Consider the following 23806-nt stretch of genomic DNA (forward strand, 5'->3'; position numbering starts at 1 on the left):
CTTATTGGCTTGGATGGAGAATCACAGGGCGAACAAGAACATACTTTTTTATTATCTTTAATCAAAGCTTACTTTATAGGTGATACAAATACTAAAAATAGTGATGAATGTTTAGAATATCAAGTAGTTTAAAATATAGTGATGATACGCTTAAAAAACCAGGTGTTAAGAAAGCTTGTAAAGCTTCTCAGTTCTCAAAATGTTAATATTACTGGAATCGTTGGGCATTTATTCGCTTACGAATACAGTATGGGACGGAGATTTCAAGGAAAAAGAAAGTAAATCGTTCATCATATATGTTATGAAATAGATGTCCGTATACATCAATTAAGCAGAACATTAGAAATGGCAGATTCATTAGATGTATTTATCTACTAAAAAGATCAGAACCCCAAGTCCTATAAAAAGAAATCCTGAAAAGGGAAATATTTTTGATTTGTTTTCTTTAATACTTCTTTTTAATTCTTCTATAATTTCTTCTTGTAGAGATATGTTTTGGATGTCTTTAAAGTCTAACCTTACAGTATCCAAAGACTTTTTATAATATATAGAACTATCATAGCTCTTTAAGAAAATCGCTTTTTCCCTTTCTTCATAGGAAATATCTTTTTCATTTAAAATACGAGTAATAATAGGTATGATCATTTCAATAGAACTATTTTCTATATAGTAGGTATTTCTTTCCCTATTAAAACTGAAGATTAAGAAAGGAAATAGAATAACGATACTAATCAATATTATAGGTATGATAGAGGTCTGATCATAGAATATTGTTTCAATAGCTATTTGAATAAAAGGGGCTATAAAAATAAGGGAAGCATATATATTTTGATGTTCTCCTTTAATTACTAGTTTTTTTCTAGTCATTAAAATACATCCTTGGATGATACTTAAAATGCCTATAAAAATTAAGCCGATATTATTCATAGTATATCCCCCTGAGGTAAATTTGTATTATATCATCTTCCATAGCATTGAATATTCTATTTCTCTAGTTTCATCATTCTCTTTCTCTTTTGTAACTTTAAATCCATGCTTTTTATAAAAGTTTAAAGCCTTTATGTTCTTAGCATAAACATCTAAACTTAAAGCAGGATAGTGGTCCTTGCATTTTTCAAGCAATTTGCTCCCTATACCTTCATTTTGGTATTTATCAGAAACAAATAATCCTGCAATATATGTTTCTTGAATAATCCCTATGAATCCTTTTATTTCATCGCCATCTTCATAGACAAAAATAGTAGCCTCTGGTAAAACCTTCTTCACATACTCATAGTTTGCCTTCCAATAGTCTTGGGGTATAAAGTCATGGGCACGAATATTTGCTTCTAGCCAAATTTTCATTATACTATCTATTTTAGAATCCTCTAATCCTTTTATCATTAAATATACTCCTTAATTTATAAAAAATTCAGTCCATAATTTTTGATCTATAGATCGAAAAATATACATGGCCTACCTATAAGATATCAACTTTAACAAGATATTACTTCTATTTTCTAATAGTCTTATCCTGCAGGAAAGAAAAATATTTTTTTGTGATATTATAAATATAGGTTTATCCATAAAAGGCAAATTCCTATATCTAGATACCCTAGTTTATCATGAATTTTTTATGATATGATTATATTATGAGCTAATAGGATTATGAAACACACATTATGATTTGGAAAGAGGAGGACATTAGTAAGGTTTTGTACTTATCGTGGAATTTCTTACTAAAGATAATATGTTTAATATAATGATAGTGGAAGATAACCAAAAATTACAGAATGAAATTGGAAGTCTCTTATTACGTAACGGCTATTCTGTTACCAAGACTATAGACTTTAGTGATATATCGAAGCAGGTAAAGGAGATTGATCCCCATTTAGTCTTGTTAGATATTAATCTTCCTAATAAAGATGGGTTCACCATTTGTACGGAAATTCGCGGCTTTTCAAAGGTACCGATTATCTTTATCACAAGCAGAGATACGAATGTTGATGAACTCATAAGCATATCCTTAGGCGGGGATGATTTTATTACAAAGCCATATAATGCTCAAATACTCTTGGCTAGAATAAATTCACTTTTGAAGAGGGTATATCCTAATAAAGGGGCAAGTGATTTCATAGAATATAACGGTATTACGTTAAATATATTGTCCAGCAGGATTGAAAATGAGGACAAATCAGTAGAATTGACTAAAAACGAATTAAAGATATTTTACTATTTATTGATTCATAAAGGGAAAATTGTATCGAGGGTAGACATTATGGAATATTTGTGGGATAGTTCTTTGTTTATAAATGATAATACCCTTACTGTAAATATCACTCGATTAAGAAATAAGCTTGGGGATATCGGAGTTTATGATTTCATAAAAACTAGAAGGGGACAGGGATATATCCTATGAGATTTGAGGGCTATTTAAGAGAAAGAATAAAAGCTATTCTGCTGAATCTAATTGCATTGATTACCTTAAACACATTTCTTTTCAGTGTAGGAAATACCTTTGATACAATCATCACCATTACAGTGGCTTGGATTACCGTTTATGCAATGTTTTTAATCTATGAATATCATAAAAGGAAAGTATATTATGGGAATTTGATAAAAACTGCCAACAATCTGGATAAGAAATATCTTATGGGAGAAATCATAGATCTTCCTCCTTTTAACGATGCAGTTCCTTATTATATGTTAATGAAGGAGGCTGGAAGGTCTATGCTTGAAGAAGTCAATAAAAATAAGACTCAGCGAAAGGAATACAAAGAATATATTGAGCAGTGGATTCATGAAGTAAAAACGCCCATAGCAGCCATAAAGCTAATCCAAGAGAATAACAAAACAAAGAATTCAAGAACTGTATTAGAGGAGTTAGAAATTATTGATCGATATGTTGAGCAGGCATTATTTTATGCTAGAAGTGAGGAAGCTCAAAAGGATTATCTTATTAAAGAGATTTCCCTTAAGCAGTGTATCAATCAGGTAATCATAAGAAACAAGCAGATGTTTATTCTTAACCATATCGATTTAAGTCTAGTTGATCTAGAGAAAAATGTTTATAGTGACAGCAAGTGGCTGGAGTTTATATTAAATCAGATTATTATTAACGCAGTAAAATACAGGGGAAATAGCCCCTCTGTGGTTAAGATTTATACCCAGGATATTAAGCATGGTATTCAACTTGTTGTTGAGGATAATGGCATAGGAATTCCGGTGAATGAAGTGGATCGTATATTTGAAAAGGGCTACACGGGAAGTAAAGGTAGACAAAATCATAAATCTACAGGAATAGGCCTGTATCTCTGTAAAAAACTGTGTGATAAATTAGGGCTGTTGATAGCAGCAGATTCAAAGGAAGGTTTATATACTAGAATAACAATTACCTTTCCCAAGGGAAACTTTTGTAAGGATGGAGCCGTATAGGCTCTTTTTTATATAATCGGAAGGTCCTACCTTCCGATTATATAAAAAAGAGGTTGTAGAGAAGTATCCTCTGCCCTATTAGGAAGATGCTCAGAGGGCATATTTGCCATTGCCGAAGGGAACCTAGGGTTTCCTAACCGAAGCAGCCAAGCTACTCTTTTTTTACTAAGTGACAAATTTGTAACCTTAAAGTAAGGTTTAATCGAATCAGATCGTGAAAAAATCAGGTACAATGGAATGGAGGTGAGGGGATTGGAAAAGATATTAGATTTAAAAAATGTAGAAAAATATTATGGAAACAAGGGAAATGTAGTAAAGGCTATTGATGACATAAGCTTTCATGTTTCTAGGGGAGAGTTTGTCGGTGTGATGGGTCCCTCTGGTTCCGGTAAGACAACTTTACTGAACATCATATCTACTATTGATGAGGTAAGCTCAGGACATATCTATGTAGATGGGAATGATTTAACAAAAATTAATCAGAAGGATATTGCTAAATTTAGGAGGGAAAACCTAGGCTTTATCTTTCAAGATTTTAACCTTCTGGATACTTTAACAATCCATGAGAACATAGCTCTGGCACTTACGATTAATAGACATAAAAAGCATGAGATTGACAGTAAGGTGAAAGCTGTAGCTATCGAACTGGGCATAGAGGAGATTCTTCCAAAGTATCCTTATGAAGTTTCAGGTGGGCAAAAGCAGCGCTGTGCCTGTGCTAGGGCCTTAATAACAAATCCAAAACTTATTTTGGCAGATGAACCCACAGGAGCTTTGGATTCCAGGTCAGCCCAAATGCTGATAGAAATGATTTCACACTTAAATAGGGAATTGGAGGCAACTATTTTAATGGTTACACATGATTCCTTTACAGCAAGCTATTGCGATAGAATCTTATTCATTAAGGACGGTAAAATCTTTACTGAGTTTGCAAAGGGACAAAATACTCGCAAGCAATTCTTTAATCAGATTTTAGATGTGGTGGCTCTGCTAGGAGGCGATGTTCGAGATGTACGCTAAATTGGCATTAAACAATGCAAAACGTTCCTTAAAAGACTACGTCATTTATTTTGTTACATTAACAATATGTGTAAGTCTATTCTATGCATTTTTATCCTTATCAAGTGCACATTATGAATTGATAACAGAGGACTCTTATAATTTTGAAATGCTAAAGCAGATAATGAAATACGCAACCTATGTAATAACAGGCTTACTGATTGTTCTGATTGGTTATGTGAATAAATATATGATAAAAAGACGCAAACGAGAGTTTGCTACTTATATGCTATTAGGCATTCCACAAAAAAACGTGGCGTTTATGTTTTTTATTGAAACGCTGATCATGGGGATTGTGTCCATTATATTAGGTGTCTTCTTGGGCACTTTGTTTTCCCAGGTTGTTACAGCTTTAATCCTTATGACAGCAGAACAGGATATTCTATTTTCCTTTAAACTATATATAGATACTGTGTTAATCACTTTTATCTTTTTTATTGCAATGTTCTGTTTTATCGGATTCTTAAATATGCATTCCTTAAACAAATCTAAATTAATTAATATGTTAAATGATGAAAAAATAACAGAATTTAAATTCAAAAGAGGTAAGGCAATTTATATTAGTGTATTTATTGCAGCGGTTCTCTTATATATACTTTGCGGTTACTCTATTCACAGAGTATTACAGGGAGTGGGTAATTCCAATCTTATCCAGGGGAACAAAATGACTTATATAGCATTTGCACTAGTAGCTTTTATTGCAGGAACATATGGATTGTTTTATTCTTTGGCCTATATAGTCATACTTATTAAAGAAAGGTGGATTACATTTAAGTACGAGTATACAAACCTATTCTTAATTGGGACAATTGTTTCTAAAATAAAAACAGCGCCATTTTTAATGGCTACCATCACATTAACTTTTTTAGGGGCAGCCTTAAGTTTTACCTTGACGCTTTTACTATCCCAATGGAGCTTAGGATATTTAGAAAATCGAATTCCTTTTGATATGGCTATAAGTAGTAAGTTAAATAGTATAAAGGAAGTAGAGAATGTATCAAAAATAGACTATGGTGATATTGTAAAGTATTTAGGCAGCCAACCTTACAATGTAGAAGATTATTCTCAGGTGGAGAAATACTTTGTTTACGATGAGGAGCTTTATACTAAAGGTGCAAATGATATGCCGCCACTGGCAATCGGATTAAGTGATTATAATCAGCTAAGAAAAATGCTTGGTTATAAGGAAATAAAATTGAAAAATAATGAATTTACCACCCAATGGATAACCACAGAGGATAATAAATTTATTGAAGAATATATTGAGGACCATTCAACATTGAATATAAAGGGTCATAAACTAAAAACTAGCCCCATTCCTTATTATAAGGAATCCATTGGACATTATATTTATGATTCTTTTCTAGGAGGACTTATTGTTTTACCCGATGAGTGGTGCGAAAGTTTGACCTTAGCAAACAAGGATTTTTATGCAACTACAACGAAAAAAATTAGCTTTGATGAGGCAATACAGCTAGAACAAGAGTATATCCCAAATTGGTTCATGAATAATTATAAAAACATCCTTAATAGAGAGCACCAAGCAAGTCCCTTGATTATTCGATTAAAGGTAGCAGAAACCAATGTAATATTAAATTCCACATTGGGAATGAGAATTCTTGGAATATATGGAGGGACTGTTTTACTAATGATTAGCTTAACAGTATTAGCCCTGCAGCAGCTATCAGACTCAATCGAGCATAAAGGAAGATATCATATATTAAGAAAGCTAGGTATAGATAATAAACAAATTGGCAGAATCATTTTCAAACAAATATCCATATATTTTATTATCCCAATAGTATTAGCTGTCATTGGTTTCTATATCTTCCTATACACCTTTCAGTCTGCAAATAGTGCGGTGATTGATTTATATATTGGCGATAAAGCTTTTATATTTAATATCAGTATCTCTTTGTTATTAATTATCGCTATATATATGTGCTATTTTGTAGCTACCTATTATACTTTCAAGCGAAATATTGATTGTAAATAATGGGCAAACTGGGATACTTTATGCATAGGATAAGCCAGCAATTATTAATTGGGATTCAGAGATATCCTGTAGAAAGGATGTTCGCCATGATCTTGTGATGTATATAAAAATATAGCTATAAGGAAATAGAATGATTGGTTTAAAACACTAGCAATGGTGTTTTTTTCTAATGCAAAATAGAGAGACTGTAACACAAGAAAATGAACAAAATAGCACAATGGATATGGGTAACACCAAATTTTATGTGATTTCAAAATTGGTAGGTATCACTTCAATATCTGATTGAGCCATTGATACAAAAAGATGTGGAACCGATGGTCAATGGATTCTTCAATAAAAAACAGACAAGTGAATAGCTGGAAACCCTATTGAGGAATGGTATAATAGACTTGATAGAAATGATTTGCTTTGGAAAGGGGCTAACTTTGGGATTGTACAAAAATTTCCATTGATCTGCCTATTGACGAAGCAGGCAAAGATGAATATGTAAATAGGTGATAAAAATATAGAATTTATGAAATTTTGTATTATTATGATAAAATGTACAAATATGCAAATATATAAAGATAAAAAGTTAGGTGATCTAATGACAAAGTTAATTATTGATACGACCTGTGACAGAAATGACGAAATGTTAAATGATCCAAATTTAGAGATTATCCCACTACATATTACTCTAGATAATGAGACCTATTTAGATGGAGAAGAAATTCAACTCCACACAGTTTATGATTATATGCGAGCAGAGAAAGTACCTAAGACTTCTCAAATTTCTTATGATTCTATCACGAAGACCTTAAATAAATGTATTTCAGAAGGTCATGATATTATCTATATGGCATTTTCATCTAAGCTATCAGGAACATATAGTTTTGCAAGTCAAATTTTTGAAGATTATAAAACCAAGTACCCAAATACAAAGTTTGAGCTTATTGATTCAAAAGGCGGTGCAGGAGGTGGCGCTCTTATTGCATTGCAAGCACTCAAAATGATTAAAAGAGGATTTGCTTTTCAAGACATCGTCCATCATATAAAGTGGAGCATTGACCATGTAATTTATCATTTTACTCTAAAAGATTTAAAGTGGCTAGTTTTAGGGGGGAGATTAAACAAGGTAGCAGGCTATATTGGCTCTACCCTTCATATAAAACCCTATTTAGTTGTGGAAGATGGATTGATAAAAGTAAAAGAGCTTATTCGGGGGCAAAAAAGAATCTACAAAAAAATCTTGAATGACGTAAAAAACGGTGTTGGAAAATTTGTAGATCAGACAATCGCCATTAGCCATGCAGATGATGAAGAAACAGCTAGATATATAGAAACAAAAATAAAAGAAATGATTCCTGAATGTAAAACCATTGTATTTGAAATTGGGGCAGTTTTAGGTTCTCATTTGGGTATCGGTGGTATAGGTATTTTTTATTATAATGAGAAACCTGTAGAATACCAATATGAGTAGGGGAATGATAAGGTTCCCTTAGCGTAGTACATGAAAAATAATGGTTAGAAATTTTTGCTGATTTAACTATAAAAGTAGTTTATTGATAAGAGTTGCTATAGGGTAGCTCTTTTTTTATGCCATAAAGGGGTACTTATAATGAACAAAAAAACATTTCATCTACGATGAAGGCATGCCCCGTTGGATCCATTTGAGAAATCCTGTTTCCTCACGCTCTTTCTTACTCATTTTTACATATACTTTAAAATGATAGAGTATGCCGTAAAAGAGTACAGGAATAAAACCAACATTAAAATAGACATCTTTAAAATCAAATGTAAACCAGTCAAATAACCGAATAAAATCCCAACTCCCACCCCAAAAGACAACATCGATAAAAGAACACGAGATGCCAGCGATATAACACACTAACATGATTTTTAAGAGTCCTTTTCTTTCCATCCAAAGAGAAGAAAAATAACGATAAATAACTATAGTAAAGAGAAATGCGCAAATTTGAATGATTACCATAGAGAAAACCGACATTTTGTAATCAAAAAGGCTGGCAAGCCATGTTAAATTGGTATTTTGGACGGGACGGAAAAGTAAAATATTTGGAAGTAAAATAAATTCCACGCCTATAGAATAACGTGTTATCAATATTTTTGCTATTTGATCTATCAAAATCAAAACAAGAGATATCATAAGGGGCTTTTTCATAATGGTCTCCTTAGATTGTTTTAATTTTAGTCTCTCACAAAGTATGTGTGAAATCAAGAAGATACTGTAATTAATTTGTGACAATAGGAGGGCATTGCAGAGATAGAAGCACTTTGCGAACGAGTTGGGATTATCCAGCAGGGAAAAATTATTGAATCTGGTACTCTTGAGGAATTTCGTCATTTAACACGGACAACTGTCATCACAGACCTTTCTAAACCTATAAGCTTGAATTTATTGGATGAAGATGTCGTAGTATTGAATAAAATTGATATAAAATAATAAAAAGTTTAAAAGAAGAGATATACAACAACAATAATCTTGATGATGTTGTTATGGAAGAGCGTCTTAATATGATCAGTAAAATCCACCTTACAATTTAGATATCATATCTAAATTGTAAGGTGGATTTTTGAAAAAGAATTTATAATACTAATCTTTAATAGGCTGCCCAGCTAGTCCATATAGCATTAAATCAAATAATTCTTTTAATAAGTCTTTTTTTCCGTTTATTAGGATTTCATGTTCCTTAGCTAGATTTTGATACATTTTTAGATATACCATGGCTGCTTCAATGGAAATTTCTCTACCTATGTACCCCTCAGTACGTCCTTTTTTAATAAATAATTCAACGATATAAGGATATCTAACTTCATAAAAGTCATCGATTAGTTTCTTGATTTCAGGATCAGTATCTAATGTAGTTAAAAGCGCTAAATTGGTTTGATCAATAAAATCATCTTTCATTGAAATGGTACGTTTCATCAATTCAGGAAAAGGCAAATTACTTTCCCATAGTTCTTTTCTTTCTTTCCAGCTATTTTCAAGGAGATTTATGATGACATCTTTTATTAGAGCCTCCTTGCTTCCAAAATAATTATAAATACTTGCAGGTGCAACGCCTGCTTTTTGTGCAATTTCATTGATGCTAGTTTTATCTGTGCTATAAGTAGTGAAGAGATCTAATGCTGCAGTTCGTATTTTATCTTTTTTCAGCTCTGAACGACGTTGGTATCCATTCATGAATTTTCACCTCCATTCAATCATACAAAAAGTTTTATCATGAGTCAATATAAATTATATAAAACTTATTGACAAAAAATATTTAGCTATATATTATAGAGTTATATAATATAACATTATAAAACATATAAAATGGGAGAGGTGTATATGGATATTATTCATATTCAAAATCTGACCAAGTCTTTTGGAAAGACTCAGGTTCTAAAAGGAATTAATCTTACAGTGAAGAAAGGGGAAGTGCACGGTTTTATTGGGCCCAATGGTGCTGGAAAATCGACGACAATTCGTATCTTGTTAGGAATTTTGAGAAGAACAGGGGGAGAGATATCTTTGTTTGGGAAAGATCCATGGCAGGATGCTGTGGAGCTGCACCACAGGTTAGTCTATGTTTCCGGCGATGTTACCTTGTGGCCGGATTTATCGGGAGGAGAAGTGATTGATCTTCTTGGACGACTTCATGGAGGACTTAATATTTCTAAGAAAAATGAGCTTATAGAGCGCTTTCAATTAGATCCAACCAAAAAGAGTAGAACTTATTCTAAAGGAAATCGTCAGAAAGTGGCACTGGTAGCGGCTTTTTCCTGTGAAGCGGAATTATATCTTTTGGATGAACCTACATCAGGGCTGGATCCATTAATGGAGGTAATTTTTCAGGAATATGTAGCAGAAATAAAAAAAGCCGGGAAAACGGTACTTCTTTCAAGCCATATTCTATCAGAGGTAGAAAGTCTTTGCGACAGAGTCAGTATTATCCGACAAGGACAAATTGTAGAGTCGGGAACCTTAGGTGATTTACGTCATTTAACCCGTACAACAGTCCATGTAGAAATTAGTAAGCCTGCTGTTAATCTGAAAAACTTGCCTGGAGTTTACGGTATATCTAGAGATGGATTGAAGTATGGCTTTTCTGTGGATTCAAATGCAATGACCAAAGTGATGGAGTTGCTGTTGCCTCTAGGAATGAAATCCTTGACGGTTGAACCTCCCAGCTTGGAAGAACTCTTTATGCGTCATTATGGTGATGATATTGGTGAAAAAGGAGGAGCATAGAATGAAATCCAATGATTTTATAGGTACTGGAACCCTTATTCGATTGTTTTTGCGCAGGGATCGATTCTTACTTCCTATTTGGATAATCTTTTCTGTGATGTTGACTTTTATAACAGCAGCCACTTTTAATGTTATAGGTGGTGAAGGGTTGGAGCATGTTCTTAGTGAATTTAATAAAGATCCGTTAATTTCTGCTCTTCTTGGACCTGTTATATCCGTTGACATTTCTGGAGCTATTGTATGGAGAGGGATGTCACAGTTGGCATTGGCATTAGGAATTGGAAGTCTACTTATTGTGATTCGACATACCCGTACAGATGAGGAAACGGGACGTAGTGAGCTGATTAGAGCTTATCCGGTAGGACGTTATGCAAATCTAACTGCTGCACTTATTATTACTATTATTGGAAATATGATAGCAGGAATACTTATCTCTTTGAGTATTATTGCTTTAGGGGGCGAGATAAAAGGAGCCTTTGTTTTTGGTGCAACCCTATCAACGATTGGATGCTTTTTCACCGGAGTAGGTACTTTAGGTGTTCAGCTCCGAGAAAGTAGCTCAACTGCCAAGAGCATTGGTATTGCAACGCTGGGATTAGGATTAGTGCTGGGTATTTTGAATAACTTTAGAGGCGGTTATACTTTATTGATATGGATAACTCCAATGGCATGGCATCGAGTGACCAGTCCTTTTGGAGGAAATTATGGGTGGTGGCTGTTATATTGTGCTGTTTTTGCTGCTATACCTATTATTATTGCTTATAAACTTTCTTCCCGGAGAGATCTGGGAGCAGGTATTTTCCCAGCCTCCCCAGGATTAACAGAGGCAAGTCCCCATTTTACTAGTCCCTTGGCTTTAGCTTGGAGATTACACAAAAAAAGCTTTGTTGTCTGGATGGTAGGAATAGTACTATATATTTCCGTATTTGCAGCTATTTCACCTGGATTATCTAGTGATGGGGCAATGAGTAATTGGCTGGCAAATTTAGGTGGAACAAGCTGGGCAGAGGAGATGGGCTTAGGCTATGTATTTATTAGTATTAGCATATATCTGATATCACTTTTTGTAGCTGCTTACGCCATGACTGCTGTATTACGCTTGAAAAAAGAAGAAAATGAAGGAAGAGTAGAGATGCTTGTGGATAAACGTGTCAGCCGAATTTGTTGGATGAGTAGTCATCTGATCGTAGCAGCTTTATGTTCTACCGCATTATTGCTGGTTATGGGCATTGGCGGAGGAGTGTTTTATGGAATTGCATCAGGGGATATAAGCAGTGGATTTTGGGGTGTTTTTATTATGAGTGTTTCAAAGATTCCTCCTGTATTAATATTTCTAGCTGTAACAGCATTATTATATGGACTATGTCCTAAAATGACAGGGGTAGGGTGGATAGTATGGATAGGATCTGTTATGTTAGAATTGGCTTGGGAAGGGCAGATTATTGATTGGTCACTGATGCAAATTTCTCCCTTTGCATATGCTCATTATACGATTGATATTATAAATCTGCCTTTAATGTTGTTAATTTTGCTACTGGGTTTATCTGCAGTACTGATTGGAATTGGACTTTTAGGGTTTAAAAATAGAGATATTTTGACAAAAATGTAAATAGGGAGTAGATATTAATGTATTTTAGTAACCTGTTTTTATACCTGTTTAGGGCTAGTAATTTTTTATCGAATACTTAAACATACCCTTGGGAAATATAAGAAGGAGAAAAATTTATATCCTGAAAGATGAATATATTTTAGATAAGGAGGAGAATGAATGAATCAACATCATCCATATATCGATAAGGGAAATGGGGAAGTAACGCCACCAAGTTCTTTCCCTCCCCAACATCAAGATCCACCAGGATTTGAACACCTTATGAACCCTCGTCCGATTTTTGATTATTCGGGTTATGTAGGAAGTGGAAAACTGAAAGGGAAGACAGCCATCATTACAGGTGGTGATAGTGGGTTGGGTAGAGCAATTGCAGTAGCCTTTGCAAAGGAGGGGGCAAACCTTACAATTTTATACCTGAATGAGCATAAAGACGCAGAGGAAACCAAAGATTATGTGGAGAATTTGGGCGCAAACTGTCTGCTTCTGCCCGGAGATTTACGAGATCCGTCCACCTCGAAATCAGCAGTCGATCATACCGTTAAAATGTATGGGCAATTGGATGTGATAGTAAATAACGCAGCTGTGCAACCATATACAAAAGATATAATGGATGTGTCGGATGAACAACTGGAAGACACATTCCGCATCAATGTTTATCCACTTTTTTATATGACAAAGGCTGCACTACCTTATTTAAAATATGGTAGCGCTATTATTAGCACAACGTCTAGAGTTGCTTATGAAGGAGCACCGACAGTTATTGACTATTCATCCTCTAAAGGTGCTATTGTTTCCTTTACTCGAACCATGGCCCTATCTCTTGCAGAAAAAGGTATTCGCGTAAATGCTGTAGCACCAGGACCTGCTTGGACACCATTGAGTGTTAGTACTTATCCTCCAGATCATATAGCGACCCTTGGGACAAATATTCCTATGGGACGAGCTGCTCAACCATTTGAAGTTGCACCCACATATGTTTATTTAGCTTCAGATGATTCAGCATATGTTACTGGACAGGTACTCCATGTAAATGGGGGGCTAATTCGTTATTCATAGTCACAAATTTCTAGAAGGGATAAAGACAAGGAGACATTTCAGGAACAGTGTCTTCTATTATCAAGGTCATATGATAATGCTAAAGTGAAAAAATGAAATATACATGAGAATCATAGGATAGGGCTGTAAGATACTATGATAATGACTTGACCGTCAATCAAGGGAGAGATTCTTGGATGGCGGTTTTTTTGTATTGACAAGTACACTTGTCATGTGCTATTCTTTATTTACGACAAGTATACTTGTCAAATTGAGGAGGGTCATATATGAATAGGGAAGAAATATTAGCAAAAGCAAAAGGGAGTAAGAACCAAGAATATGAAAACAATATTGCAAATGGTTTAATGAAACAAAGCACCATTTTTTTGGCAATAATCTGTATTATACTTTTCTTTATAAGAGTAATACATGCGGATATTCAAGATTTACAAAGAGCAACAAGTAGTGAAGCAGTAGTAATAATGTGTGGTGTAAGTTGTTTTAATTCATTATCTCTATATAAAAAACTGAAAGATAAAAGAAATCTTTATCTGGGTTTGTTACTTTTAATCTTCTTTGTTATATCATTTATAAATTTCATGTTAGGATTATTTGGGTAGGATAGATATGAAGGATCATTTAGTATTTAAAAACAACTTAAAGAAAATACGTGCAGAACAACATATATCTCAACAAGAATTAGCGGATATGGTTGGAGTATCCAGAAATTCAATTGGTTCTATTGAAAAAGGACAGTATACACCAAGTGCGAAATTAGCATTGATTATTGCCATCGCATTAAATAAAACCTTTGAAGAAGTGTTTTTTATCGAATGAATGAGCAGATAAAGGGTTGAGGAAGGGCAATAAAAGAAGACAGCCGAAAGGTTCCCTTGTCTTCAAAACATTATCCTCAAGAATTATTGATTAGGAGATGAAGAGAATGAAAGAAAAAATACTATTATCTTGGAGTGGTGGCAAAGATAGTGCCTTGGCACTTTACCAATTAGTGATGCAAAAGAAGTATGATATTACTTTATTAACCACGATTACAGACCCCTATGAGAGAATAAGTATGCATGGGGTAAGGGAAGATTTACTAGAAAAACAGGCCAAGGCTTTAGGATTTCCATTAGAAAAAGTATATATAGATTCTAATGGCTCTAATGAAAAATACAATAAAAGTATGGAAGAGGTCATGAACAAGTATAAAAAACTTGGTGTTACAAAGGTGGCCTTTGGAGATATTTTCTTAGAAGATATCAGGAAATATAGGGAAGATAATTTAAAGAAGGTTGGTGTAGAAGCTATTTTTCCTTTATGGGCAAGAGATACAGAAGAAATTGCCAACACGTTTATCAATTTAAATTTTCAATCCATCCTTACCTGTGTGGATACAGAAGTGTTAGGGGGAGAATTTGTAGGCAGATTATATGATAAGAATTTATTGAAAGATTTGCCTGAGAGTATTGATCTTGGCGGAGAAAATGGGGAATTTCATTCCTTTGTATTTAATGGCCCCATCTTTAAGGAAAAGATACCATTTGCCCTTGGTGAAAAGGTGCTTCGGGATGAGCGCTTTTTATTTTGCGATTTAATATAAGACATAGGTATAGACAAGGGGACGTTTCATTCGTCCTCTTGTCTTTCTTTATTTTCGGCAGTTTTATCTTTGTTTTTTATTTTTAATAATACGTTCAAATCTATTTACATATCTTTTGGCAAGATCATTGTACTGTATATTGTCAGTAGAAGAGTCTTTAGGAATGCCTTTATCCATCAATATTTCATCCAAAAGTTCTAATTCATAATAAGTATCTTCATACTCTGAGACAGATTGGTAGAGGTCTACTTTTTTATTGTCAAAAGAGATAGTATAGTAAAAATCTCCCTGATGTCTTTTAAAAAATTTAAGAGTAGAACCTTTAAAACCAGTCTCTATTTTTTCTATATCTGAGAATTGATAAACAGTGCCTCGGGGGTTATAAAAACTGTAATCTGTTATTTTTTCTTCTGTAATAACGGTAATATTTGTGAGACACATATAAAGTATTATGAGATTTAATAATGCAAAAGCAATTTTGTGTTTTTTCATAAAATGAAAAATAGAGGTTTCTAAGGGGAAAGCTTCTTTCCTATAGCGGGGTTAAAAAAAATCATTTAATAAATAGACAATAAGTTCTATTTCAAAGAAAAGAAAGAAATAGGAATAGGGCGCTTTAAATTGAAATAGGAGATAAGAATTCGGAACAAAGATCTTTTGTTGTAAAAATTGAATGCCTATCATGATTAGAATAGAAAAGACCACTGCCCCAATAATGATACCTAGATATCTTAAGAAATTTAAAAACCAAAACCCCTTTTTCTTTTTCAAATTGTTTCGCTCCTTTGATGCTAGATTGTAATAGATCAATAATATCTTGTTTATTATAATATAAATGATTTCATAATAAAAGATAGGATAGGTTCAAATTTTCCTTTCTTCACATTCTTTTCAATCCTTTCTTCTGTTTTTATATCGACTCATATTCTGTTATGAACCATTTCCTTCCCATTTTTCTCTAGTTTCTCAATAAAATATTTCTTTGCCTTTCTCCAATAGAGCTTATATTTTGATGTTCTATATGACAGTAGATAGAAGTCCCTGTTCCTATATGCCTCAGAAAGAAAACAAATGAAACCTTCCCCCCTTGTCTCTTTTGAATATACATGAATATCACCACTGCAAATGGATCACAATAGTAATAATCCATTTTATGAAAATATAAGGGAGTTTTAGACAGATGATTTTTAGATATATTATAAGAAAAATAGCAGCTGCACAAAATCGCAATCAATTTAATCATGAAGCTCAATTACAAGAAGAAAAGTTTGTTATTTCTAAGAATTTGAAACAAAATTTGGATTTTATCAAATCCTCTTTAGGAGAGAGTAATGATATCAAGATACACGAGTTTGTCTTTGGTAAGAGACAATTTTTAGGCGCATTGATTTTTATTGATGGTTTAGTCAATAGTAATCAAATCACTGAAAGTATTTTAAAACCCCTTATTTCAGAGAAAGAAATGCATCTATCCCTTGAAGATGATTCGATTATAGATGAAATCCGCAAATCTGTTCTTTGTTCAGGGAGTGTTACAGAAAGCCATTTTTTTAATGAAATCTTTGATGGTTGTTTATCAGGAGATACCGTAATGTTATTAGACGGTTTTTCAGAAGCACTTATTATAGATACCCAAATGTGGGACAAAAGAAATGTAACAGAACCTCAGACAGAATCTGTAGTTCGAGGTCCAAGAGAAGGGTTTACAGAAAATTTTCGGACAAACACCTCTCTTTTAAGGAGAAGAATTAAAAGCCCTAGATTTAGAATGGAAAATATGATTATAGGCCACAAAACAGCTACGAATATATGTATTGCTTATATAGAAGGAGTTGCAAGACCGGAAATAATAGAACTCCTTAAAACACGATTGAATAATATCAATGTAGATTCCATATTAGATTCGGGATATATTGAGGAATATATTGAAGAATCTTCATTTTCTATTTTCCCAACAGTTGGATATAGCGAAAAACCTGATGTAATTGCATCAAAGATTCTAGAAGGGCGTATTGCTATTATTTCGGACGGGAGTCCATTTGTATTGACAGTTCCTATGCTATTTATTGAAAGTTTTCAAACAGCTGAAGATTATTATGGCAGGACAATTTATGCAAGTATAACGAGATTGATGAGGATTTTCTGTTTCTTTATTGCTATATTTGCTGTTCCTGGATTTATTGCATTCTCAACTTTTCATCAAGAGCTAATTCCAACGACACTCTTGTTTACCATAGCAAATGCAAGGGAAGGAACGCCTTTTCCTGCATTATTTGAGGCATTGATTATGGTAACTTCATTTGAAATTTTAAAAGAAGCAGGACTAAGATTGCCCCGGCCTGTAGGTCAGGCAATAAGTATTGTAGGAGCGTTGGTTATGGGTGATGCAGCAGTTTCAGCGGGACTTGTTGGTGCCCCCATGGTAATTACCGTTGCTATTACAGCTGTTGCAAGCTTTGTCATTCCCACTCAAACGGATTCCATATCTGTATTACGTATCATTATGATGATTTTAGCCTCTGTATTGGGCGGATTTGGAATTGCCATAGGATTTTTAGGAATGTTGGTTCAGCTTGCCAAGATGACATCTTTTGGTATGCCTTATTTTGAAGCGGTAATGTTCTCCAGAGATCAACAGGATAGTTTTATTCGAGTGCCCCTATGGATAATGAGAAAACGGCCAAAAAATATGGCCAGTGAAGATAAAAAAAGAAGGGACTCTACTATTCCACCGGTTCAACCCTATGAAAATATAAGTCAGGAAGGAAAAGATCTATTTGATGAATAAATATCGTTGGAGAATATTAATCATGATTGTCATATTATTAGCCAATACTACTTTAGCTGGATGCTGGGATAATGATGAATTGGATACCATCTCGATTGCTACAGGATTGGGAGTAGATGCTGCCGAAAATGAGGAAGATGTTCATTTGATTCTACAAGTGGGTAAAATAAAGGAGAATTCCGGATATGAGTCAGGAAGCAGCCAACAAGAAAACTCATTTTGGGTTATGGAAACTATAGACAAAGGGATATCGTCTGCTATAAATAATCTTGACACAGAAAGTACTCGGACGATATTTTTGCATCACAATCAAGTAATCATTTTTGGAAAAGAACAAGCCCAAAAGGGGATAAAAAAGTATGTGGATGCCTTTAGTAGAGAACATCAGATGCGTATGGAAACATGGGTTGTCGTTGCCGATAATATGGCGAAAGACATACTATCAAATGCTGTTGAACAGGAAACAAATTCTGCTATCGGATTGTCTAAAATGATAGAGACAAGTTCTCGACAATATGAATCTTTTTCAGTGCGATTTATAGATCTCATATCTAAAATGATGGAAGAGACTACATCACCTATTATTCCCATAGTTAGAGCAAAGCCTGAAGACCAAAATTCTAAATTTGAAATCACAGGATTAGCTATTTTTAAAGACGACAAATATATAGGAAAACTGGATTTGGAGAAAGTGAGAGGATATTCCTGGATCATGGATCGTTGTAAAAAAAACTCATTGAATGTAACGACGGACAATGGTTATGCAAATATGAATATAACAAATATCAACCTTAAAAAAGATCCCAAAATAACTGAGGATGAATTATTGATTTCTATTGATTTTAAGGGAGACATCAATGTCTCTGAAATGCAAGGATTTGAAGGCATGAACTCCAATGAAGTATTTTCTGCATTAAAAAAAGCCGGGGAAAGAGCAATAAAAAAAGAAATATTGGATTGCTTTAATTACACAAAAGAATTAAATGGAGACATTTATGGTTTTGGCACAGAAATTAGCCGTAAATATCCTAAAGAATGGGAAAAAATGAAGGAAAATTGGAATGATCTATATACTGAATTAAAAATGGAGATTAATATTAATTTAACGGTAAGAGATACCGGAAAAATAGTAAAATCTTTAGATATGGAGGAAAGGGCAGAATGAGAATAGATAAAGGTGGCATATCTACATTTCAATTTATGTTCTCTATAGCTTGTTTTATTCTAGCATCATCTTTGTTAACAGCATTTATTACATCGATTACTAAACAAGATTCATGGATAGTTGTTATCTTTGGGTTTCTAGTAGGATTATTATTTATATGGATCTACATGGCTCTTATGAAAAACTTTCCCAACAAGAATCTGGTAGAAATCAATGATTTGGTATACGGACCGATGGTAGGAAAAATATTTTCATGTATTTATGTATATTTCTTTTTAACTTTGTCTTCTTTAAACTTAAAGGATTTGGGAGATTTTATCGGAGCGGCTATAATGCCAGATACTCCTACTATAGTAATACTTATTTCCTTTATGTATATATGTGCATGGGCGGTTAAAAGCGGAATACAGGTTGTGACCAGATATAGCATGTTTTTTACATTAATAGCTTTATCTATTATAATAATCACAATTTTTCTTACTCTTAATCATATGGATTTCAATAACTTTCTACCGATATTTAGGCAGCCCACTGTTAAATATGTGCAAGGAACACATATCATTACCGTTATCCCCTTTGGAGAACTTGTTGTATTTTTAATGATTACCCCTAATATTAAAATACCAAATAAGGGAATAAAAAAATATTTCATCCTAGGATTTCTAATAGGGGGAATAGGTATGATCCTTGTTGTATTAAGGGATATAGCAGTTCTTGGCAATACAATAACACTATTTTCCCTCCCGTCTTTTGAAACCCTTAGATTGACAAGTGTATCCGCTACTTTAAGTAGAATGGAAGTATTATTTGCGGTCATTTTAATTATATTATATTTTTTTAAGATTTGTTTCCTTTACTATGTAACAGTTTTGGCAATCAGTCAAATATTTAAGCTTGATTCTTATAAAAATCTCGTTATTGGAGTGGGCGTAATTATAATTATTTATTCTTTTAACGTGTATTCCTCAATAATACAGCATATTGAATATGGTAGTAATATAACTCCATTTCAATGGCTTATATACGAATTTTTACTTCCACTCATTACACTGATTGTGGCTAAAATAAGGAAATTACCTGAAGAACTTCCTCTTAGTCAGGAGGAAAATTAAATGTTATATGTGATTTTTATTTTTTTAATTATTTCGTTTATAGAAGTGCCCGATTTGATAAAAGAAAATAGAAAAAAAGAATTAAAATTAGTTTCTTTTATTTTGTGTTTTGGTTTTATTTTATCCATCCTTTACACATGGGGCATTCATTTAGCCAGTCCGGTTGTGGCTATAGATAATTTTTTGAAAAATATATTAAACTTAGGGTATAAATGATAAGGAATATGGACTGTTTAAGTTGCAGGCATTACTATATCAAGCGGGCTCTTTAGAAGGTGATCACCTTGCATTCTGACCAACAAAGATATTATCTTATGTTAGAGACAAAGTCAAAGGATGAATAATTCTATAAAAGAGATTTTTGGGGGAAAGACTTATAGATCAAGAGCTTAGGGGTATTAAAGAAAATATACAAGTGTATTTTAAGTGATTTTGGATGTAATCCTATTTAAGATGGGAAGACAAATTGTTGGGTAGACAGACTATTCTTATATGGGAGCATACTAGAAGAACGTGAAAATGGAAAATCATCTAAAACAGATTGGCTTGACTTTTGAGTCCATAGTTAAGGTAGATGTATTATTAAGAGATGCTTGGAATATACCTATCATGGAAAATGTATTTAAGGAACGGTTCGCTGGTCAGTATCCAGAAAGAAAAACGATACAAACAGATTTTGCACATATTGGTGGGCCAGATGGATTGCATGTACAAATTGACGCAATTGCATATAAGAAATAGGTTAGTGTGATATAACTAATGAAACTAATTTGAAGTTGACCAACACTAACTTTACCAGGCGGATAATAAGGTTTAGGGAGTACAATATATGGAACAGGGGGATAAAACTTATACCACTTAACGCTAAGCGTAAAGTGGTATAATAAATAAGCTCCAATGCACGTGGAGACGCTTGTGTTGATATCAAAAATAGAAGGACTGAAAATGTCCATAAACAAAGGGGTTCTAGACTTTTAACTTTTTTCTCGGCGGCTTTGCCGAAGAGGCCAATGCCTAGAACCCCTTATTTTTATTGTTTAGGTAACATATCAACTACCTCGAAGATGATAGGGGTGAGTTGACAGATATAATGATTTTTGTGTATTTATAGTTTTTATTTCTTCTGAACAGAAATCCAAACTTCACTATAAGCATAATCTCCTTTGTCTTTATCCATTTTAGTAAAGGAGAAAGCAGGGACATTGATGACTTCGTAATTGGAAGAAGGAATCCACTCTGAATATACTTTTGCCATTGTTTCTTGTAATGTAGAAGGAAATGGCCCCTCATTTGGGAATATCGCCCAAGTATATGCATCAACTGGGACCTTTTCTAATAGATCACTTAATTGATTTTCAGTAGTTAGAACACCTATGAGATGAGTTAAATCTCCTTCTTCTTTTAGGAAGTTAGCGTCAGCTTCATAAGAAGCATTGACGATTTCATAAGGTTCAATATTTTGAAGAGAACGCATTTCTTCTTTTTGTTTCTCTGTTATACTCTCTGCAAGCTTTACAATTTCATTATTGACACCTTCAAATTGCATAGGGACACGTTTACTTACACCGACTAAGTTAAAAGCTGGTTTGTCTACAATTCTAAATTCCATAGTATTTCCTCCTTTGACGGTTATTATAAATGAAAGTTTAGGAAAGGATTTACTTATGCCTTTTTTTATTATATCTGAGGGTAAAAACCCACTCCACTTTTTAAATGCTCTAGTAAAGCCGTCTATTGATTGATAACCGTATTTCAAAGCAACATCCGTTATTCTTTCTCCATGTAACAAATCCATACTTGCTTCTGATAATCTCCTGTTTTTGATATATTCACTAAGGGTTAATCCTGAAAGATAAAAAAATATCTTTCTAAAGTGGTAGTCAGAAACCCCAGCATATTCAGAAATTGTTTTAAAAGATAAATCATCGGTTAAATGATCTTCGATATAGTCAATTACATGATTTAATTCTTTTAACATGGCTTCCCTCCTTTCAATATTTATATAATACCAAAGCTATTTTAGCGTTGCTCGACTTTTTTAATATAAAATATATCGAATCATAATATAACCTGAGCAGTACTCAAAATGGAAAGTTTCCATATTTATATATTTTGTAGTATGGGGAATTTCGTATCTACAATATTATATTAGCATTACTATGCTCAGCATTGATTATACTAACTTATTATGTTAAAATGTAAGTTAGCGTAAATAAATATACGGGAGGAACCGAACCTATGACAGCTTCAATGCGTTTAAGATAAGCTAGCAATAAGAGAGCAGATACTATCCACAATGATAGGCTTTTTTGTTGTGCTTATTTATACGATATTAAATGCTGGTTAGGGTAGGGAATAGTCTTTTTGGCTATACCTTTCTTTAATGTATCCTCATATTGTATAAATGCAGGCTAAAGTCACGTTGTGGCTCGGCCTGCATTTTTTATTGCTAAATAGGCAGAGTTTAAATCCTTAGTCAAAGGATGAATTATAAAAATACTATAGAAAAATACAGGAGAAAATGATAATGGAAAAACACAATTGGAAACAAAAATTTTTTACAATATATATAGGACAGGCAGTTTCACTAATTACAAGTGCTATTCTGCAAATGGCAATAATCTTTTACCTTACAGAAAAAACAGGATCAGCTATGGTGCTGTCAATAGCTTCATTAGTTGGGTTTCTACCTTATGCGGTTTTTGGTCCTGCTATTGGTGTATTAGTTGATCGTTATGATAGAAAAAAGATAATGATTGGTGCTGATTTAATTATTGCTGCAGCCGGTGCAGTATTAGCTTTTATTACATTATATATGGAACTATCGGTTTGGATGGTTATGATGGTATTATTTATCCGTAGCATCGGGACAGCATTCCATTCTCCGGCATTAAGTGCAGTCACACCTCTATTAGTACCAGAAGAACAATTAACTAAATGTGCTGGTTATAGCCAGTCCTTGCAATCTATAAGCTATATTCTTAGCCCAGCGGCTGCGGCGTTTTTATATTCAACTTGGGAATTAAACACCATTATAGCCATCGACGTACTAGGGGCTATAATTGCTTGTATTGCGGTAGCGTTAGTACCCATTCCTAAACTTAGTATAGAGGAGCAAAGCGTAGAGAGAAATTTTATGAAGGAGATGAAGGAAGGGTTCAGTACGTTAAGAGAGAACAAGGGATTATTTACCTTACTCCTCATAGGCACTCTATATATGTTTGTTTATATGCCAATCAATGCACTATACCCTTTGATTAGCATGGAATACTTTGCAGGAACACCCATGCATGTTTCTATTACAGAAATTGCCTATGCATCTGGTATGTTAATAGGGGGCATGCTATTAGGTTTATTTGGTAAGTTTAAAAAACGGATTATATTAATAACAGCATCTATTTTTATGATGGGAGTTAGTTTAACTATTTCAGGATTACTTCCCCCAAGTGGATTTGTCCTATTTGCAATTTGCTGTGCAATTATGGGGCTTACTGTTCCATTCTACAGTGGTGTTCAAACCGCTCTTTTTCAGGAAAAAATTAAACCAGAATATTTAGGACGTGTATTTTCCCTTACAGGAAGCATTATGTCCTTTGCTATGCCGATTGGCTTAATTCTATCGGGGCTATTTGCAGATAGGATTGGTGTAAATAATTGGTTCTTAATATCAGGAATCTTAGTTATGGGCATTGCGATGATTTGTCCGCTGGTTTTAGTTGTTAGAGCTTTAGATAGCAAATAAAATAAAGCTATAAAAAATTTAGGAGGTATATTTATATGTATTATATATTTAT

23 protein-coding genes are annotated in these 23806 nt (G+C 33.5%); 17 read left to right on the top strand and 6 right to left on the bottom strand.

What is annotated here, in order from left to right; translation table 11 throughout:
* Positions 1 to 357 precede the first annotated feature (357 nt).
* Entirely contained in the window at positions 358 to 927 is a 570-nt protein-coding gene (locus NSA47_RS00625; RefSeq protein WP_257528899.1) for a hypothetical protein, read from the bottom strand.
* A 27-nt stretch (positions 928 to 954) separates the two neighbouring features.
* Positions 955 to 1383: an N-acetyltransferase gene (locus NSA47_RS00630; protein ID WP_257528900.1), complete on the bottom strand. Its 429-nt coding sequence runs from the start codon at positions 1381 to 1383 to the stop codon at positions 955 to 957.
* Positions 1384 to 1729: 346 nt separating this feature from the next.
* Between NSA47_RS00630 and NSA47_RS00635 the strand changes: the two genes are divergently transcribed.
* From NSA47_RS00635 to NSA47_RS00655, 5 genes are all read left to right on the top strand, one after another.
* A complete protein-coding gene (locus NSA47_RS00635; RefSeq protein WP_257529237.1) occupies positions 1730 to 2398 on the top strand; it encodes a response regulator transcription factor in 669 nt (222 codons plus the stop codon).
* A complete protein-coding gene (locus NSA47_RS00640) occupies positions 2395 to 3414 on the top strand; it encodes a sensor histidine kinase (RefSeq protein ID WP_257528901.1) in 1020 nt (339 codons plus the stop codon). Before NSA47_RS00635 ends, NSA47_RS00640 begins: the two co-directional genes overlap by 4 nt.
* Before the next feature lie 252 nt (positions 3415 to 3666).
* Positions 3667 to 4434, top strand: a complete 768-nt coding sequence (locus NSA47_RS00645; RefSeq protein WP_306811057.1) for an ABC transporter ATP-binding protein — start codon at positions 3667 to 3669, stop codon at positions 4432 to 4434.
* Entirely contained in the window at positions 4424 to 6469 is a 2046-nt protein-coding gene (locus NSA47_RS00650) for an ABC transporter permease (protein WP_257528903.1), read from the top strand. Before NSA47_RS00645 ends, NSA47_RS00650 begins: the two co-directional genes overlap by 11 nt.
* Before the next feature lie 550 nt (positions 6470 to 7019).
* Complete coding sequence (locus NSA47_RS00655) at positions 7020 to 7928, top strand: DegV family protein (protein ID WP_257528904.1); 909 nt, start codon at positions 7020 to 7022, stop codon at positions 7926 to 7928.
* Between the two features lie 159 nt (positions 7929 to 8087).
* Here NSA47_RS00655 and NSA47_RS00660 read toward each other — a convergent pair whose 3' ends face one another.
* Positions 8088 to 8627 (bottom strand): signal peptidase II, encoded by a 540-nt coding sequence (locus NSA47_RS00660; protein WP_257528905.1) that lies wholly within the window; start codon positions 8625 to 8627, stop codon positions 8088 to 8090.
* 432 nt (positions 8628 to 9059) lie between these two features.
* A complete protein-coding gene (locus tag NSA47_RS00665) occupies positions 9060 to 9650 on the bottom strand; it encodes a TetR/AcrR family transcriptional regulator (protein WP_257528906.1) in 591 nt (196 codons plus the stop codon).
* Positions 9651 to 9797: 147 nt separating this feature from the next.
* On the opposite strand from NSA47_RS00665, the gene NSA47_RS00670 reads away from it, so the two are divergent.
* From NSA47_RS00670 to NSA47_RS00695, 6 genes are all read left to right on the top strand, one after another.
* Positions 9798 to 10700, top strand: a complete 903-nt coding sequence (locus tag NSA47_RS00670; protein WP_257528907.1) for an ABC transporter ATP-binding protein — start codon at positions 9798 to 9800, stop codon at positions 10698 to 10700.
* A gap of 1 nt (position 10701) precedes the next feature.
* Entirely contained in the window at positions 10702 to 12309 is a 1608-nt protein-coding gene (locus NSA47_RS00675) for an ABC transporter permease (RefSeq protein WP_257528908.1), read from the top strand.
* Between the two features lie 159 nt (positions 12310 to 12468).
* Positions 12469 to 13365: an SDR family oxidoreductase gene (locus NSA47_RS00680; protein ID WP_373370291.1), complete on the top strand. Its 897-nt coding sequence runs from the start codon at positions 12469 to 12471 to the stop codon at positions 13363 to 13365.
* Between the two features lie 266 nt (positions 13366 to 13631).
* A complete protein-coding gene (locus NSA47_RS00685) occupies positions 13632 to 13964 on the top strand; it encodes a DUF6442 family protein (protein WP_257528910.1) in 333 nt (110 codons plus the stop codon).
* A 7-nt stretch (positions 13965 to 13971) separates the two neighbouring features.
* Positions 13972 to 14181, top strand: a complete 210-nt coding sequence (locus NSA47_RS00690) for a helix-turn-helix transcriptional regulator (RefSeq protein ID WP_257528911.1) — start codon at positions 13972 to 13974, stop codon at positions 14179 to 14181.
* 106 nt (positions 14182 to 14287) lie between these two features.
* Positions 14288 to 14947 (top strand): Dph6-related ATP pyrophosphatase, encoded by a 660-nt coding sequence (locus NSA47_RS00695; RefSeq protein WP_257528912.1) that lies wholly within the window; start codon positions 14288 to 14290, stop codon positions 14945 to 14947.
* A 63-nt stretch (positions 14948 to 15010) separates the two neighbouring features.
* On the opposite strand, the gene NSA47_RS00700 is transcribed toward NSA47_RS00695, so the two are convergent.
* Positions 15011 to 15439, bottom strand: a complete 429-nt coding sequence (locus tag NSA47_RS00700; RefSeq protein WP_257528913.1) for a hypothetical protein — start codon at positions 15437 to 15439, stop codon at positions 15011 to 15013.
* A 688-nt stretch (positions 15440 to 16127) separates the two neighbouring features.
* Between NSA47_RS00700 and NSA47_RS00705 the strand changes: the two genes are divergently transcribed.
* The 5 genes from NSA47_RS00705 (at position 16128) to NSA47_RS00725 (ending at position 20753) form a co-directional block, all read left to right on the top strand.
* A complete protein-coding gene (locus NSA47_RS00705) occupies positions 16128 to 17735 on the top strand; it encodes a spore germination protein (protein WP_257528914.1) in 1608 nt (535 codons plus the stop codon).
* A complete protein-coding gene (locus tag NSA47_RS00710; RefSeq protein WP_257528915.1) occupies positions 17728 to 18900 on the top strand; it encodes a Ger(x)C family spore germination protein in 1173 nt (390 codons plus the stop codon). The genes NSA47_RS00705 and NSA47_RS00710 overlap by 8 nt, the downstream gene beginning before the upstream one ends.
* A complete protein-coding gene (locus tag NSA47_RS00715; RefSeq protein ID WP_257528916.1) occupies positions 18897 to 20012 on the top strand; it encodes a GerAB/ArcD/ProY family transporter in 1116 nt (371 codons plus the stop codon). Before NSA47_RS00710 ends, NSA47_RS00715 begins: the two co-directional genes overlap by 4 nt.
* Positions 20013 to 20228, top strand: coding sequence for a hypothetical protein (locus NSA47_RS00720; RefSeq protein ID WP_257528917.1), 216 nt, complete (start codon positions 20013 to 20015; stop codon positions 20226 to 20228).
* Positions 20229 to 20531: 303 nt separating this feature from the next.
* Entirely contained in the window at positions 20532 to 20753 is a 222-nt protein-coding gene (locus NSA47_RS00725; protein WP_306811058.1) for a RidA family protein, read from the top strand.
* Between the two features lie 373 nt (positions 20754 to 21126).
* Here NSA47_RS00725 and NSA47_RS00730 read toward each other — a convergent pair whose 3' ends face one another.
* Positions 21127 to 21990 (bottom strand): AraC family transcriptional regulator, encoded by an 864-nt coding sequence (locus NSA47_RS00730; RefSeq protein WP_257528918.1) that lies wholly within the window; start codon positions 21988 to 21990, stop codon positions 21127 to 21129.
* Between the two features lie 549 nt (positions 21991 to 22539).
* Between NSA47_RS00730 and mef(A) the strand changes: the two genes are divergently transcribed.
* Positions 22540 to 23754, top strand: coding sequence for a macrolide efflux MFS transporter Mef(A) (mef(A), locus tag NSA47_RS00735; RefSeq protein ID WP_257528919.1), 1215 nt, complete (start codon positions 22540 to 22542; stop codon positions 23752 to 23754).
* Positions 23755 to 23806 lie beyond the last annotated feature (52 nt).

Origin of the sequence: Irregularibacter muris, from assembly GCF_024622505.1 — a bacterium.
In the GTDB taxonomy this organism is placed as follows: Bacteria; Bacillota; Clostridia; order Eubacteriales; family Garciellaceae; genus Irregularibacter; species Irregularibacter muris.